This window comes from Fortiea sp. LEGE XX443 (genome assembly GCF_015206815.1).
Taxonomy (GTDB): domain Bacteria; phylum Cyanobacteriota; class Cyanobacteriia; order Cyanobacteriales; family Nostocaceae; genus Nostoc_B.
In genome coordinates this window covers 22867-39609 of the sequence record NZ_JADEXZ010000042.1, presented here as the reverse complement: position 1 = coordinate 39609, position 16743 = coordinate 22867, and the positions used below count along the sequence as shown (strand labels likewise).

The following is a 16743-nucleotide window of genomic DNA, read 5'->3' as shown; positions in this document are numbered from 1 at the left end:
TCAAAGCGATCGCAGTTTTACAAGCAGATTAACTAGTGAACAGCTACTAAAACACTAAAATAAAAGCACACATCGATAAATTATCTTGCGCTGACTATGAAAACTGTAATCGCTAGACCTTCATCATTGATTGGCAGTATCCAAATAGAAAAGCTTGATAAATTTCACCTGTTCAAATTTAATGATGAATTGCAAGCACGGATGGAAGAACTTTTAGAACGCAAAAAAGCTGACCTACTAACTCCCGAAGAAGTAATTGAACTTGAAGAAATCGGAGAATTAGATAGAATTTTTACACATATCAATGCGATGCTGGTAGCTCAGAATAATGATTGATGATGCTACTAAAGAAATCGTCCGAAAACGCGCCAATTATCTGTGCGAGTATTGCCATTCTCCAGAACGCATTTCCACAACGAGATTTACAATAGACCATCTGATACCAAAATCTATTGGTGGTTCTGATGAACTTAATAATTTAGCCTTGGCTTGTCGTCGTTGTAATGAGCGTCGTTATAATTTTGTCGCCGGATATGACTTAGAAACTAACGCAGTAGTACCCCTATTTAATCCTCGTCAAAAAATTTGGTCAGAGCATTTTATTTGGTCAGCAAATGGTACGACAATTATTGGAGTTACCCCCATTGGGAGAGCAACCTGCAAGCGACTAGATATGAACGACGATCGCTATCCCGAAGATGACTCTGTTCGGAGTGCGCGGGGTTTTTGGGTGAAGGCTGGCTTACATCCTCCAAGTGAAGATTCAAGGGTAAGCTAGTCGCTACGATGATCTTTAACTGAAGCGTATTGCTTTTGAAACTACTGCTGTTTAATTCTAAAAAGGAATACTTTAACTTCAAGTGAAAACGTTCTCACTTGAAACAGAAGCATTCTTATTTCAAACAAGAACGTTCTCACTTAAAACAAAAACGTCCTCACTTAAAACAAGAACGTTCTCACTTGAAACTAAAAAAGACAAGCTCTGAACTTGGAATGTTTCACTTGAAACTGAAACATCCGAGTTTAGAGCTTGAATTGTCGTGTTAATTGTTCTATTTACGATGCTTGTGGTTGCACTTTTTTCGATTTACGCGCAAACCTGCGTCCTAAATCATCGACCATCGAATCTAAACCTGCACCTTTACCACTGGCTTTAGCATAATTGTAAACCATCAACCCCGCCGCATAAGCTTCACTGCCCACAGCCACGGATGTATCATCCACCAATTCTTGCAGTTGGGTCAAAGAAATCATAATGGGATACAAAGCTTCAAATAGCTCAATATCGCGCCGCATTTCATCTAAGTCAAAAGAACGAGGTAAGAAGTCAGGGTTTTGTGCAGCTATTTCCAACGCTTTACTGACAAACGCTCGACTCTTGTCCCCAAGCTTAGGCAAGGATTTACGCTCCTCTATTGTCAAATCTACCAAGAACGGTAACTTTTCGCGGATAGTGGTAATCGCCTGCATAACTGCATCCCTATCTGCTGCGGAAAGATTGGCACTGATACGATTTTCTGCCATATTTACTACAACCTTGTATACTCTTAACTCCAGTATTCCCAAAGCTGTAGAGCGATCGCTAATCTTTCCGATAACTCTAGATAACGCTTTAAATACTAGAAATTTATAGCAATCTTAAATCACTTGGAAAAAATAAGATCCCCGACTTCTCAAAGAAGTCGGGGATCTTAGTCTCTATATTTTCACAAACTAAATTGTTAATCTATACTTCCCCTTTTATAACGCCAGTCATACCATTGTTTAGCGCTACGCACGGCAAACCAAAGCAATATTAAAGCAATTAATCCACCTTGCCAAGGAGCATCAAAAGCAAATAACACTAGAGCAATGCAAAGAGTATCTTGCAGAAAAATTGCCCACAAAGGTAAGCCACGCAAGCGATAAAACCAACCAACTTGTACAAGTTGTAATACTAAAGCTAACAATCCACCAATTAAGGCAATCAACCAATTGGGTGCGGCTGTGGCAGAAGCGACTGCTAACCCCATAATTGCCCCCACAAGGGGAGATAACAATAACTGAACTACTTGGATAATTCTCTGTCCCAACAGTTTTTTAGAAGCCAATAATTCTAATAATGACCAACTGGTGAGAAAGCCTAATAAAATTGGTGGGGAAATGTGAGATAAAATTGGAATCTGTGACCACAAGTTGCTGCCCTGCAACAGTCCGATGATCAATAGAGGTATGCCTATTCTCATTCCTGCTGCCGCAGAAGCAGAAAGCATGGCAAGAATTTCAATCATTAGGAAGTTCTATAAATCAGCAAATATTTGTTATTCATCTTACCCACCACTGGCGATAATTCCAGCAGAGGTAGAAATTATTTAGCGATCGATATTGAATATTTTAAGTATCTTTATATATTTATGTTGTTTGCTCACTTTTAGAGCTAAATTTCTTACTGCTACTCAGTTTTATTGTTTTGAATTTTGAGTTTTAACTTTTAACTTGCTGATCATCCCCCCAAAAAGGGGGGATTAGATTAAATATCCAACCGTTGGTAAACTTCATCCAAATGCTGGAGATGGTGCTGCGGATCAAAACACTTTTCAATTTCTGCTGGTGAAAGCTTTTCGTTGACTCGCGGATCTTGACTAATCAAATCGTGAAAATTGCCTTCTGGCTTATTCCAAGCAGCGTGGGCGCTTTGTTGCACGATCGCATAAGCTTCTTCACGGTTCAATCCCTTATCTATTAAGGTGAGTAGTACTCTCTGGCTGAAAACTACACCACCATAACAGTTGAGATTTCGCGCCATATTTTCGGGATACACCAGCAGATTTTTCACCAAGTCGGTGATTTCTACCAGCATGAAGTGAGTCAAAATGCAGGCATCTGGCAAAACTACTCGTTCTACAGAACTGTGGGAAATATCTCGTTCATGCCACAAAGCAACGTTTTCTAAGGCTGCACCAGCATTACTTCTCACCAGCCGCGCCATCCCCGTCAGCCGTTCGGAACGGATGGGGTTGCGCTTGTGGGGCATTGCACTGGAACCTTTTTGGCCTTTGGCGAAGAATTCTTCAACTTCCAGAACGTCTGTTTTTTGCAGATTGCGGATTTCCACGGCAAAGCGTTCAATGGAAGCAGCGAGTAATGCCAATTGCTGCACATAATCGGCATGGCGATCGCGGGAAATTACTTGTGTGGAAGCTGTATCGGGTTTGAGTCCCAGTTTTTGACAAGCGATCGCTTCCACACGCGGTTCAATATTGGCATAGGTTCCCACTGCACCAGAAATCTTCCCGACAGCAATGGTTTCGCGGAGAATTTTCAAGCGTTCTTGGTGTCGCAATACTTCCGCCAACCACCCAGCTAACTTAAAACCAAAGGTGATTGGTTCGGCGTGGATGCCATGCGATCGGCCAATCATCACGGTACGCTTGTGTTCCCGTGCCTTGTGGCGAATTGCCTTAGTCAAATCTTCCAGGCGTTGGGATAATATATCTAAGCTGGCAATCAGTTGCAGTGCTAAGGCTGTATCCAGTACATCCGAACTTGTTAAACCTAAGTGAATATAACGTCCTGCTTCACCTACATATTCATTGACATTTGTCAAGAAAGCGATGACATCATGACGGACTTCCGCTTCAATTTCTAGAATCCGCTGGGGTTCAAAATTAGCCTTGGCTTTGATTTCTTCAACTGCACTAGAGGGAATGTAACCCAGTTCCGATTGGGCTTCACAAGCTGCAATCTCTACCTGAAGCCAGGTTTTGAATTTATAAAATTCAGTCCACAGGTTGCCCATTTCGGGCAAGGTATAACGCTCAATCAACGTTCGCGGCAGAATACAACTGTCATATTTTACAGTCTAATTAGCCTAGATATACATCAAGAAGGGAACAGAGAAAGTATTTTTTGTTTCCTTTGTGTCCCTGAATAAAAAAGCAGGGAGGAAGGGAGCAGGGAGTAGGGGAGAAAAGCCACCCACAAGGGGTGTTAGCGGAGCGGAACGAAGTTCGGTTTGTACCTACAGTCACCTCTTCTCCCTACCCCCTGTCCCTAATCAATTCATCCGTTCATTCAGCAACGCCCATTTTTGAAATTGCAGTATTTTTAGAGAACCTCAGAATTTGCCAAAATGACCTCTGTTAAGCAATTTTTAAGAATATCCTGTTATGTATTCTGGAAACTCGAAGGTAGAGTATAGGTCTTAATCATTTATATTGCGTAATTCTCCATGTTTCGACAACCTGCTTTTGGCATCGCTTTAAGTACGCTTGTCCTTGCTAGTGGATTCATGAATACTCCCATACCAAGCCACTCTTCTACCAACCAAACAAGTCAACAGCTTGCTTCTAGTCAGGTTGCTACATCAACCACTACCTTTGATACGACTGCATTAGAGAAATCAGTTTTTGAACAAATTAATCGCTATCGAGTTTCTCAAAAACTGCCAAAGTTAACTCTGAATGCTAATATCTCTCAACAAGCAAGGATTCACAGTCAAGATATGGCTAAAGGGAAAGTTCAGTTTAGCCATCACGGATTAGAAAAGCGAGTCACAGCTATTTCGATTCGCTTCAATAGTGCGGGTGAAAATGTTGCAGTTAATCAGGGATACAGTAATCCTGCTAGTCAAGCTGTCGTTGGTTGGTTAGATAGTCCTGGACATTTGAAGAATATTAAAGGTAATTACAACCTGACAGGCGTTGGTGTGGCTACTAATCAGCAAGGCGAAGTCTACTTAACGCAAATTTTCCTGCTGAGTAATTAGCTCAAGCTAAATAAGCCTATCCATAAACTATAGTAAAAGCTGATCCATAAATCTTGACTTCGTGATATGTGATTTCAGCCTAAATACTACGTCACCTCAGAGAAATCATAGTTTAGTTGCTGAAATCATGTGGTGTCTAAGGGTATTCTTTTGTGGAAGACACTGCATTTATTGTTGAGTAATTCATGACATTACCCGATTTTCAGGTTTGCGATCGCGATATTAATGACTCTATCCTGAGTGAGTACTTAAAATCTGAGACAATCGCTGTGGATACAGAAACAATGGGGTTATTACCACAGCGCGATCGCTTATGCCTCGTTCAGCTGTGCAACTCGGATGGTAAAGTAACAGCAATCCGCATTGCTAGAGGACAAACTGAGTCCCCCAATTTAAAGCAACTCCTCGAAGCAAAGAATGTGCTGAAGATATTTCACTTTGCTCGCTTTGACCTTGCTACTTTGCGCTACAACTTGGATATTTACGTCCAGCCTGTTTTTTGTACCAAAATTGCGAGTAAGTTAGCCCGTACTTACACCAACCGCCACGGACTTAAAGAGGTAGTACAAGAGTTAGAACAAGTAGAACTCGATAAAAGCGCCCAAAGCTCTGATTGGGGCAATGCTGCTAATTTAACTGAAGCGCAATTAAGTTATGCTGCCAATGATGTACGCTATTTAATAAGTGTCCAACACAAGCTGAGTGAAATGCTCAAACGAGAAGAACGTTGGCAATTAGCACAAGAATGCTTTCAAGTTCTACCAACTGTAGTTTCATTAGATTTATTACAGTTCAAAGATTTATTTGAACATTAGTTCAAAGGTCAATAGTCAATAGTTCATAGTAAATCTTGCCTCACCACCTTGGTTTACTGATTACTCATGACCATTGACTGTTGACCAAAAATTTATACTTCTTTTTGCTGAGTTTCTACATGGTTTTTCAGACGAGAGACAACATTATAGTCGTCTGCACCTGCAGGAGTTCTAGATTCAACAATACCTTCTGTTGGGCCGCCAATTGCCTTCCATGCAGCTAAACCACCCTTGAGTTGTGATACATGTTCAAAACCCGCAGAACGTAAAACTTGTGCAGATTGAGCAGATTCTTCGTCGTTAGTACCATAAACATAAATATCGCGGCTTTTAGCTAAAGATGGTACTGCGCGCTCTGCTAATTCATCGATTGGCATGGGCATTGCTCCCATGATATGACCTTCGTTATATGTCTGGCGATCGCGCACATCCAAAATTGTAAAAGCTGGTTCGCCCCATTCTAAGCGAGATTTTAGGACATGAACATCAGTCTGAGGCTCTATGGGTGGCTGTGGAGGAATAATACCGCTTACTAGATTGTTAGTCATAAAATATCCCTAATTGATTCCTAACAGCAATTTAACGATATCAACACACTTAATTGCTCTTTCTTTAGTATGAATATTCTAAAAGTCTTTCTTCTGGCACATTAGCTAATTTTTTAGATTTTTGTCATGTTCAAAATTTTCTAAACCTAATTTTAAAAAATACATATTTTAAACTCCAAAATATCTATACATTTATTTTTTTAGCTGTGCGATCGCTAATAGCAATTCTTCTTTTATTTCTTCTTGAATTACTGGCGTAATATTTGTAGAATTATTGAGGCAGTTTATCAGTAACTTATTAACATTATAATATTGCTGAAGTAAGTCTATTTGCTGTTTATTAAACTGCCAATCATGACAAATATTCCGATATTTAATTAACACTTCTCTGAATTTCTCAATCCAGAATTTACCCTGTTCTGTCCACCATTTGCGAATTTTATGAGGATGGCTTTGGATATTCGGCAATTGTTTTTTAAGATAATGTAGAGATTGCTTAAATTTAGATTCAACAACCAAATTCAAAGCTTTATCAAATGTAATATTTAAGGCATGAGCATGATCAAAAATAATAACATCATTCAAGATATAATGACAGCCAAACTCTAGTTCACCCGCACAAGTAAAAGTACTAGTAAGAAACTCGTCAACTGCAAGTTCTGGATTAAATGCTAAATTATCAATAATAGTAGGCTCAAGACTATAGCTAAATGAATGACAGAAAATTTGGTGTTGAGAAAAATTACTACCTTTAAGAAACACCTCTAGTGAACGACTAACACAAACCAGGTAAAAAGCCCGAAGAGCAAATAGTTTATACTGAGTAGGTATTGAGTGCGATTTTTGATGTAACCATAGTAAAAAACTTTGGATTTTCTGGTCATCAGCTACTAAAAAATCAATTTTTTGTTTCATTAACCGCAGCATTTCATCAGCAGTTGGTAACATACTTACAGCAAGCAAAAAGATATTTTGCCACCGTTTTTCAGTTATGTGAATAATTAGCTGATTTACAGAATTATCTTTGTAATTTTCTACAATATTTTTTGCAGTTAAATACTCTTGTAAAGTCAGGTGTGAAAAAGAATAAATTTCCTGCGATCGCTCCACTAATAAACCATGTTGCACCTCAAATAAGTTCAGTAATACTTCACTATTTGGAAATTGCTGATTGCTAAGTTCTGAAGGTATTGAAAAAAGATAATAATGTTTACTTAAATACTGATCTATTAACAACTGAATTTTTTCTTGTTCAAAAAAATAATCTCCCTCTTCAAAAGTAACAGCAGCAATATGAGCCAGTAGCTTTTTTTTATTAGCTAAGTTCAAATCACATGAATACCTTTGAATGCCTCTGATTTTATCCCATCGACTCAACAAAATATTTAATGCTTGCTCATACAATTTAGCTGGTTTAAATATAAATTCAGATTTTGTTTGGAAGAATAAGCAAATTAGATGTATTAGGATTGGTGTTGCGGCTAATTCTCGTAATTGCTTATTTTCTGGTAAATGCAGTTGATGAATTAGTAAATTCCCTATAGCTTCCCCTTCTTCCCTAGATTTATGAACAACTGTGACAAACCATTTTTTTACAAAATCTTCAACTTGTTGCAGATCAAAGTCTGCAATTTCAATTTCCGTAAATCCCGGAAATTTGTATTTTTGAGCAGCTATTCTACAGCTGATCACAAACCGATTTTTGTAATAAATCTGAGAAAATTGCCTAATTTCTCTGTTAACCCGATTTACATCCTCAGCTAATACTTCATCTAATCCATCTAGCAAAATCAGTGCTTTGCCTTCAGTTAATATACTTAGTGTTGATTCTGCACTAATCCCACAACTAAGAAATTCTTGGCTAATATATTTCAACAAACTAAAGTCATTATTATCTATAAAATATTCCACATAGTCTTTGAGACTGATAAAAATGGCTATATAATTTCCTTGAAATTCCCCTTTATTACACTCAATCGCCAAATATTTTAAAAATATTGTTTTACCTGAACCAGGTTTACCTAACACCATCAACTTTGAGTAAAGCGATGCAAGTTCTAACCCTGGTAATTTTTCTATAAGCTGATCTTGTCCGAGTTGCTTATAGCCTGATTCAAAACTGAAGTCTTTCAACAAATCTGCAATCTCTAGCCATTTTTGGCTAGTAATCTTTTCTGAGACATGAACAGTAGTATAAATATCGACCAATTGAATTACCTGGCCAATATCCAACATTTGCAGAGTACCACACTGGTCTTGAATTTTGTCTTGGCGCTTTTGACGAATTTCCTGCACCAATATATTTAAATCTATATTTTTGGCGTGTAATTTAGCAGTTGCGTCTGAAGTGATACCTTCCAGGGGAATAGCAATTTTTTGCCAAGATAACCCTAAATGTTGGCAAATTTGTACAAAGCAACTACGAGAAACTGGCTCACCTGCAAAAAACTTAGATACTGGTTGACGCGTGATACCTAAAGCTGTTGCTAATTTGTGTTGACTTAAAGTTTTGTCAGTTAAGGCTGTTTTTGCAACCCTGATGCCTTCTGAAGAAGCTCTTAGTCCTTGGCTTGTCATACTACCATCTGTTTTAAGTGATTTTTATTACATTCGAGAATGTGGTTGTAAGTAGACATACCCTAGACAGATGTCCGTACTTTTCCAAATGAAATAAATTTTGGAAATTTTAGAGTAAAACATCCTACCAGATTTATAAGTGCAGTCAGTTGAGAGCTTGGTTGGTGAGCAATTTACTTTCTGTCTGAAGGTTATTTGTTTTTAAGAAATAGTCAAGGAATTTAACTTATTTCCAATATTAAGGTATTAGATACTACTTTGATTTTCAAGAACATACAAAAGTCATACAAAACTTATACATTTGGTATGCACTATAATAGCTGAAGTTTTTATAAATTTAATAGAAAATTAAGTGTATCTCAGTATAACAGTGGCAATATCTGGCAAAAAACTGTTTTATGCTTAAGTACTTAGCTTAGGTAAATGTCAAAAAATTCTAAAAAATTTTGTAATATGGACTTCTTTAGGATGGCTTCTCGTACTCCAAAAAAGCTATATCAACCGCGAGTTGCCAGATAAATAATAGGCTAAAACGTTATGGTCATGCTTCCTGCTACAAATCCTAAAATTCTTGTTGTAGACGACGACTTTGGTGTACGTAATCTTATATATCGCTTTCTCTGCCGAAAATATCAAATAGAGTCTGCGGCAGATGGAAAAACTGCTCTATCTTTGTTTGAGCAATTTAATCCAGCTTTAGTAATTTTGGATTGGAATTTGCCAGATATCAGCGGCTACAGTCTGTGTGAGGAAATGCAGAGCCGTACTAATGTCTTAGTAATGATACTGACTAGTAGAAATGCGGAAGAAGATAAAATTAAAATTCTGACTGCGGGTGCTGATGACTTTATAACGAAACCGTTTAGCTTGGCAGAAGTTGAAGTTCGAGTACAAGCACTTTTAAGACGCGTACGTTGCATCACTCCTTCTCCTGCACAGCGCCTAGTGTTCAAGCAACTAGCAATTAACCCAGAAGGTAGAGAAGTCACACTAAATGATAAACCTCTAAATTTGACGGCTTTGGAGTTTAATATTTTACATTTTTTAGCGAGTCATCCTGGTCAAGCGTGGAGTCGTCCACAACTCATCAAAAAAATTTGGGGTTGTGACTATGTGGGAGATGGACGGGTTGTTGACGTACACATTGGCCAACTCCGTAAAAAACTAGAAGTTGATCATAATGTACCTGAGTTTATTAAGACAGTTCGCGGCTTCGGTTATAAATTTGAATTGCCGGAAGCAACAACTGGTTAATAAGCACAAGACAATAGCAAATACTCAAATTCAAGCAGAGCAAGTACTTTTTACTTTAAATCTCCAAATATAGTGATGTCTCGGCTCAACTTAGGCTTTGCGCTTAAACGCATTACAGCAAGTCTTACGCCTTTTTTAAAGACAAAACTTGTCTAATTATGTCTCTAAAGTTTGGGATATACATCGCTTCCGAAAGGTAGTAAAGCTGCTGCTAGTAGCTTTGTTCAGGCTAAAAAGCTTGCTCAGAATAAGTTTTAGAAAATTATTCCGAGTCTTTATTTAGTTCACTCATAAATAATATTTGAGAAATCAAAGCATAAGACAGTAAGTAGGTCGGTGTTAAAAATTGTCGTTATGACAAGGCAGGAGGCAGAGGGCAGAAGGCAGAAGGGAAGAGGTTTTCAAGCTACTTTACTTTCCGTTACATAGTTCGGTTTATTTGCACCTTTCTACTTAGAATTATGCCTTTATCTGAATAGTTGGGTTGATTTGCCCATAAATAGTCATTTTTGGAACTGTTTTTACCTAAGTTTAGAGCAAATTTAAATCTATATCTATTAATTAAAAAAACAAAAAATAGCCAGGACATATTTAAAAGATTGACTTCGACATAAATAGTCAATTTGTGTCGAATAAATCAAGGCTTTATGCTTGTAAATTGATATTTTTTAACTAAAAATACAAGTGTGAGGTTAAGCAATTGAAGCTTAATCGCAAACAAATACTCATCTTTTATTCTCAAATTAATTGGAGGAAAAACCAATGGCTAATACCCAAAAATCTGCACTCAATCCTGCTGGTTCTGAACTGTTTATGGATGCTGAAAGCTTTCTGCAAGACCTAGCTGACACAGATGCGATGAACTTGCAGGGAGGAGCAGGCCCCGACATCAACAAATTGTTGGAATTCGGTGTAAATGTTTATGCACTGAATAATATTGTTTCCATCGCTAAGACATTTAGCGCTGCTCCTGTTCTCCCTAATGGTCCTACTCCCCCTCCTGCTGAATAGGAATAGTTGAAATCTCTCTATTGAATAGGGTTCAGCTTATGATTACTGAATCCTACTCAAGTAAGATTATGAGCAGGATTAAGTCTTTAATTTCTTTATCCTGCTCAAATTAATCAGTCTATCAATAACATCAATAATGATTTAGAGAGTAAAAACAATGGCTAGAACATTAACTGAACTACACTCTACTCTTGCTGAACCATTTCATAGTTGTGAAAATTTTTTCCAAGAATTATCTGATACAGATTCCGTTATGATACATGGAGGAAAAACTATAGATTCTTCTCAGGATAGCAACTGCGAACAAAAGTTATTGGAGTATGAGTTAGTCAAATGTGCTATCTCTGATATTATGTCGATAATCAAGTCATTTATTGATTCTTCTCAAAGTCGGTCACAAAATTGTATCTCCTCTTCAGAAAAATTGCAGATAGAAAAAGTTTTCAAGCAATGTTGTATTATTAACTAACAAAACTATTATTGATTACCCGATTTTCACAGGTAACTTTAGTGAAAAAAATTGGGACAATAGCAAAATAACCGATCGCAGAAAAATTAAGCCATGCTTTTAATGTTGTCTGATTAATAACAACTTTACTCACTCAGCATGAGTGTAATTTTCCTAGTCAGCTAATCATGGAAAAACCCCATAACCAAAAATGAATAACTTTCTTCTATATCTCTATTCTCTCTTTTTAAGCTAGTTTTAATTAACAACAGAAAATGACGCAACTACTAAATTCGCAGAAATTACAACCTAGAAATCCTCCGAACCAGCCATTACTAACTACGTTGGAAGATATAGCCACTAAAATTCAGATTCAATCCAACTTTTGCATTTCTCACCCAAATTATAAACCCTTAAAACTTCCTGATGAGGCAATTTCGCGTTTTCAGCAGTTACCATTAAACCTTCAGTACAAGTTTCTGAATTCACAATTGTGCAATTTTCTCTACAGCATCTACTATTGCGGTGCTGGACGAACTACTCTGTCTTTAGATATAAATCCAGTAAGTTCGACAATATCTAAGAATCTGGAAAATAATACTTATCTTGGAGTAGATGTGGACTTTTATGAGCAATTGCACTTGTCTAACAAAGGTAAAGGGTACTTTGATCCTGATTGGCAAGTTTTAAAGGAAGAGAGCGATCGCTCTGTTGTGGTGAAAAAAGGTGACTTGACTTTGCATATAGAACGCGATCGCCATCTTCAAGATACCGAACAAAATGCGATCGCTGGAGATATAGTGGCGATCAAAATGCCTCGTAACTTAGTACAGAACGGTTTTTATATGGCGGTTGGAAATGCTGGAGTAAGTCGTGCTGATACAGCCATGGATTCACACCTTGCACGCGTCTATTTTAATTTAAGTCCTGAAGGTGCAGTTGCCGTGATGAACAACCTAACACACCAATTAAACAACATGTTTATCCCCTTCACTTTTAAAGCGCTCTACAATCCTTCAGACTACGAGCGTTACGATACAGCAGTGCTTTACTTTGAAAAAAACAAATATCCAGTTATTCAACAAGTGTTGCAATATATTTATGTAAAGTATAAGTCACATTTTAAAGACGAAGTACCTCTGTTCACAAAATTACTTGCGCCAGGACTTGCTCTTGCAGAAGAACCAGATAATAAATTTTCTGAAAACGAAAGTTTTGGCTTAAACCGTTGTCAAATTATTACCAATGCTCTACTGGACGCTTTCCGACAAAAAGATGAATCAAAAGAAAATCGTATGGCTTTGATGATCAAACAATTTGCCTTACAGGAAATTGAATTACAACGTCCTTATCTTAATTCCAACTCTCAAGATATTTACGCAATATTAGCTTTATAAATAGTTTTTTGTGGCATAGAGTCTATGGCATAGTAAAACTTATAAGCTGAAATTAGCCCATTTTTAAACTAAGTCATAGACAAGAAAATGTTAAATTGCATATTTATGATTGTTAGCCTTTAGTAATTGCCCTTAGTCTCAAGTATTTATCTTAGACTAAGGGCTTTTTTTAAGAGATCATTGGTATTAGTGACATCATGATTTTTTTTGATATTAAATTCACATGCCATAAATCAATTATTTTATATAATTTAAACACTTTTTTATTTATATTATAACTTACGCAAAAACCTTCCCAAATTCTTATTTCTCCGTGTCCTCTGCGTCCTCTGTGGTAGGCTGCGGCAAACTGCTACCGCGTCTACGATATTCCGTAATTTGTACGTAAGTTCTGTATACTAATAAATCACTAATCATTTTAATCCTTCCGAGGATAGAAATTCAATAAAACCTCAATAAATTACTTTACTACTATTTATGGCTGTGATTGCTAAAAGTCATTTACTAATATTGAAGTTACTTAAAGAAAGGAAAAAATTTGCTATTTAGCAAAGCAATTCACTTTCGTTAAATTGTACTTCACTATAACCTGGGCATAAAAAAGCTAAAAACTAAATCAGGTTATAGAGGAGACTAGTGGAATATATTTTTCAAAAAAATTGAGCTAAACAGAGTCATTAAATGGCTGTTATTGCAAGAACACCAATTTGGGATGTTTTTTGAGTTGGATGAGGTTTGTAATTTATATGTCACATAAAATCAATCAATTTCTAGATTTTGAAAACTATAACTTTAATACCAGCAAGTTTTTAACACCTTTTCAGCAAAAAGTTCTACTAAAAAACCTCCAAGCAAGTTTACAACCTGAATACCGTCGTCGAATCGAAATTATGTTACTAGCAGATCAAGGGAATTCTCCAAGTAAAATTTGTCAAATATTAGGTTGTTCTTACCATATGGCAAGATATTGGAGTGGTGTAGCAAAGGCTGGATTAGCTCACCAGTGGCAGGAACAACGAATAGGCAGGCCAAAGAGTGTTAACGAGCAATATATAGAACGCTTAAAAGAATTGGTAACTCATAGTCCTCATGAGTATGGCTATCCATTTCAAAGCTGGACGGCGCAATGGTTAAGCAAACATTTAGCAAGTGAAATTGGGATTAAAATTACAGAACGCCACATCAGTCGTTTGCTTAAACAAATGGGACTGTCTACGAAACAAAGAAACAATAATTGTAAACAAGAAACTGCCGATATTCAAGATTCTGACATTACCATATGCGACCTACAATTGCCCTGTGATGTTAATAGTTTTGAATGGTCACTCAATTTTGTTAATACTAACCACTAATTTTGTTGCAAATGAAAGATTTTAGCGACACAATCTGAAAGTTGGCTCTCTATTAAAAAATGGGAATTAAGTAATGACTGATTTTTTTATTATTTCTGGTGAAGATATCTTGTATCAAATTAAACTTTCCTGCCAAATTCCCGATATGATTGAAGCAATAGCCATTCGTAAAATTATTGCCGATGCTGCTGATAAAGCAGGCATAAAAGTTGAGACAGGAGAGCTTCAGCAGACAGCAGATAAAATGCGATTGGCAAAAAAACTTGTCAAAGCTAAAGACACCGAAGCGTGGCTAGAAAAACATTATCTTTCTCTAAATGAGTTCAAAGAATTAGTCCAAATTTCCCTGCTTTCGGCAAAGTTAGCCAATCATCTATTTGCGGAGCAAGTTGAACCTTTCTTTTTTGAACATCTACTTGATTATGCTGCATCTATTACTTACGAAGTTGTTTTAGATGATGAAGACTTGGCTTGGGAACTGTTTTATGCACTGCAAGAGAATAAAATCTGCTTCCCAGATATTGCCCAGCGATACATACAAGAACCTGAACTGCGCCGCGTTGGTGGATATTGCGGGATACGATGCCGTAGCAACTTTAGTCCAGCGATCGCAGATTGTGTCTTTACTGCTCATCCACCGCAGATTCTCAAACCAATTGTCACACAAAAAGGAGTTCATCTCATTTGGGTTGAAGAAATTATTCAGCCTCATTTAGACGAAGAACTACGCTGTAAAATTCTAAGAGAATTTTTTTCTGCTTGGTTAAAGCAACAACTTGATGAAATTAAAATTGTGGTGCAAATCTAATTATCTAATTTCTTCAAAAAGCTCGTGAAGAAAATTGAACTCGTGACTTCACCTCGATCAAGGGTATGCTTAAAGACTAAAAACCAGTGTAGAAGAACGCCTGAGGTATCTAAAAGCCTGTTTTAAGTGTGTTATGGCGAAAAGCCTGGCTAAAAATAATCTCTATGATGGTCTAAAAGCACGTAAAGTTAGCCCTAAGTCAGTTAAACCATTTATTAATAAAGAGATTACAGCGATTATCAAAGGATTTGAGGTGTTAGCTACACACTACACACTCTTTATTAAATTTTTACTGTTTATTGATACTCCATGTTGGAATCAGTATGTTCAAAGTATATACGTCATGAGGAAAGAGGTTGCACCGTAATTTTCTGAATTTAGTGTGTAACTATAAAAAATGCTTGAGGTCAATCATGACAGCAGTTGTTTCTAGATTACGTTAAACAATGAAACGCAGCAACAGGGTCGTGAGCAAGTTGGTTATCGCCTTGTTCTTGTTATGTCTCCAATTAGATATAACCAGATATCTTCGTTAGTGTTAACTTGTCCCATTAGCAGTAATTCAAAAGGTCTTAGTTTTGAAGTTCTTCTCTACGAGGGTTTGATAACACAAGGCGTAGTTTTAGCAGATCAAATTAAAACATTAGATTGCAAAAAAAGAAGGGTCAGATTTGTTGAGAAAGTTTCAGAAGAATTAGTGGAATAAGTGCAAGCAAGACTTGAAACTCTAATTCTCTAGAGAATTTACAACATTATTAATGAGTCTTGCTTTGTTATAAGCCTCTGCTGCTGGAGAATAACAATTTTTTCGCATTTCGAGGTCTTTGCTTGCTAAGTTGGCTATTGTTTTTTTGAAGTTTTCCATAATTCACCCAAGGATAATATCATTAATCAATTAAACTAATTATTGAAATTTTCCTAAAAATTTGAGTATGGCTTTAGCAATGACTTCTGTTGATTCAATTAAAAAGCCATGACCACCATGCTCAATTACTATCAGTTCAGCTAAAGGAATACCTTGTGCAAGTTGCTCAGAGAATTTGACTGGAGTGAGAATGTCTTGTTTTCCTACCATCACTAAAGTTGGACAATTAATGTATTTAATTCTACTTGTTGCATCATGGTTGATAATTGCTCGGCTTTGATGGTACAGTCCATGTGCTTTTGGTGCATAAGGATAGTTAATTGCCCACTCAATTAGTTGGTCTACCATTCCAGGAATAGAATAGAAATCATCAGTAAATATCCAAGGTAATATGAGTTGTTCGTATAGATTTAAGTCTAGTTTGGCGGTAATATCACCCCAGGCTTTAATAATACTATTAAATCTTTCATTACCTTTAGTTAAAGAAGAGAAGAGAATCAAACTTTTAACTTTTTGAGGATATGATATGGCGAGTTCTTGGGCAATCTGTCCACCCATTGAATGACCCGCGACGTGTACCTGATTAAGACCGAGAATATCCAGCAATACTGCCGTATCATTTGCCATTTGCTGAATACTATAAAGACTATCAGGAGCAGAAGTTTGCCCTATACCTCGGTTATCGAAACGAATCACTTGATATTGGGAAACAAGATATGGTAACAATAGTGACCAATAGGAGCGATCGCACATAAACCCAGCAATTAATAGCAAAGGTTCCCCTGTACCTTTGATTTCGTAAAATAATTCAATTTCGTTAACTTGAATTTTTGGCATTAGTTAATTAATAATCGCTATTCATTAGTTATTTTCCTATAACAAGCGCATCTAAATTACTCTGTAATACAAACAAAATTAAGC

Annotated in this window: 17 protein-coding genes; 11 read left to right on the top strand and 6 right to left on the bottom strand. The window is 36.8% G+C overall.

Annotated features, from left to right (window positions below):
- Positions 1–96 precede the first annotated feature (96 nt).
- Both IQ259_RS16310 and IQ259_RS16305 read left to right on the top strand, forming a co-directional pair.
- The gene (locus IQ259_RS16310) at positions 97–336 is read left to right on the top strand and encodes a hypothetical protein (protein ID WP_193886597.1); all 240 of its coding nucleotides are present in this window, start codon (positions 97–99) and stop codon (positions 334–336) included.
- Complete coding sequence (locus tag IQ259_RS16305) at positions 326–778, top strand: HNH endonuclease (protein ID WP_339383921.1); 453 nt, start codon at positions 326–328, stop codon at positions 776–778. The genes IQ259_RS16310 and IQ259_RS16305 overlap by 11 nt, the downstream gene beginning before the upstream one ends.
- A 278-nt stretch (positions 779–1056) precedes the next feature.
- On the opposite strand, the gene IQ259_RS16300 is transcribed toward IQ259_RS16305, so the two are convergent.
- From IQ259_RS16300 to purB, 3 genes are all read right to left on the bottom strand, one after another.
- Positions 1057–1524 carry a hypothetical protein gene (locus tag IQ259_RS16300; RefSeq protein WP_193886594.1) on the bottom strand — a complete coding sequence of 156 codons (468 nt, stop codon included), beginning with the start codon at positions 1522–1524 and terminating at the stop codon, positions 1057–1059.
- A gap of 197 nt (positions 1525–1721) precedes the next feature.
- The gene (locus IQ259_RS16295) at positions 1722–2270 is read right to left on the bottom strand and encodes a DUF4126 domain-containing protein (RefSeq protein ID WP_193886593.1); all 549 of its coding nucleotides are present in this window, start codon (positions 2268–2270) and stop codon (positions 1722–1724) included.
- A gap of 239 nt (positions 2271–2509) precedes the next feature.
- Entirely contained in the window at positions 2510–3805 is a 1296-nt protein-coding gene (gene purB, locus IQ259_RS16290) for an adenylosuccinate lyase (RefSeq protein ID WP_193886591.1), read from the bottom strand.
- Between the two features lie 405 nt (positions 3806–4210).
- On the opposite strand from purB, the gene IQ259_RS16285 reads away from it, so the two are divergent.
- Together IQ259_RS16285 and IQ259_RS16280 are read left to right on the top strand one after the other, a co-directional pair.
- On the top strand, positions 4211–4747 hold the full coding sequence (locus IQ259_RS16285; RefSeq protein WP_193886588.1) for a CAP domain-containing protein: 537 nt from the start codon (positions 4211–4213) through the stop codon (positions 4745–4747).
- Between the two features lie 185 nt (positions 4748–4932).
- A complete protein-coding gene (locus IQ259_RS16280) occupies positions 4933–5562 on the top strand; it encodes a ribonuclease H-like domain-containing protein (RefSeq protein WP_193886587.1) in 630 nt (209 codons plus the stop codon).
- Positions 5563–5654: 92 nt separating this feature from the next.
- On the opposite strand, the gene IQ259_RS16275 is transcribed toward IQ259_RS16280, so the two are convergent.
- Both IQ259_RS16275 and IQ259_RS16270 read right to left on the bottom strand, forming a co-directional pair.
- Positions 5655–6110, bottom strand: a complete 456-nt coding sequence (locus tag IQ259_RS16275; protein WP_193886585.1) for a rhodanese-like domain-containing protein — start codon at positions 6108–6110, stop codon at positions 5655–5657.
- 192 nt (positions 6111–6302) lie between these two features.
- Complete coding sequence (locus tag IQ259_RS16270) at positions 6303–8687, bottom strand: NACHT domain-containing NTPase (protein ID WP_193886583.1); 2385 nt, start codon at positions 8685–8687, stop codon at positions 6303–6305.
- A 537-nt stretch (positions 8688–9224) separates the two neighbouring features.
- Here IQ259_RS16270 and IQ259_RS16265 point away from each other — a divergent pair.
- The 7 genes from IQ259_RS16265 to IQ259_RS16235 all read left to right on the top strand — a co-directional run bounded on the left by IQ259_RS16265 (position 9225) and on the right by IQ259_RS16235 (position 15663).
- Entirely contained in the window at positions 9225–9941 is a 717-nt protein-coding gene (locus IQ259_RS16265; protein WP_193886582.1) for a response regulator transcription factor, read from the top strand.
- Between the two features lie 762 nt (positions 9942–10703).
- Complete coding sequence (locus IQ259_RS16260; RefSeq protein ID WP_193886580.1) at positions 10704–10952, top strand: hypothetical protein; 249 nt, start codon at positions 10704–10706, stop codon at positions 10950–10952.
- Positions 10953–11675: 723 nt separating this feature from the next.
- Positions 11676–12797 (top strand): T3SS effector HopA1 family protein, encoded by a 1122-nt coding sequence (locus tag IQ259_RS16255; RefSeq protein ID WP_193886578.1) that lies wholly within the window; start codon positions 11676–11678, stop codon positions 12795–12797.
- A gap of 746 nt (positions 12798–13543) precedes the next feature.
- Positions 13544–14149, top strand: coding sequence for a helix-turn-helix domain-containing protein (locus IQ259_RS16250; protein WP_193886576.1), 606 nt, complete (start codon positions 13544–13546; stop codon positions 14147–14149).
- A gap of 73 nt (positions 14150–14222) precedes the next feature.
- Entirely contained in the window at positions 14223–14957 is a 735-nt protein-coding gene (locus tag IQ259_RS16245) for a peptidylprolyl isomerase (RefSeq protein ID WP_193886575.1), read from the top strand.
- 133 nt (positions 14958–15090) lie between these two features.
- Positions 15091–15324, top strand: coding sequence for a hypothetical protein (locus IQ259_RS16240; protein WP_193886572.1), 234 nt, complete (start codon positions 15091–15093; stop codon positions 15322–15324).
- A gap of 66 nt (positions 15325–15390) precedes the next feature.
- A complete protein-coding gene (locus IQ259_RS16235; protein WP_339383920.1) occupies positions 15391–15663 on the top strand; it encodes a type II toxin-antitoxin system PemK/MazF family toxin in 273 nt (90 codons plus the stop codon).
- Positions 15664–15861: 198 nt separating this feature from the next.
- On the opposite strand, the gene IQ259_RS16230 is transcribed toward IQ259_RS16235, so the two are convergent.
- Entirely contained in the window at positions 15862–16659 is a 798-nt protein-coding gene (locus tag IQ259_RS16230; protein WP_193886568.1) for an alpha/beta fold hydrolase, read from the bottom strand.
- Positions 16660–16743 lie beyond the last annotated feature (84 nt).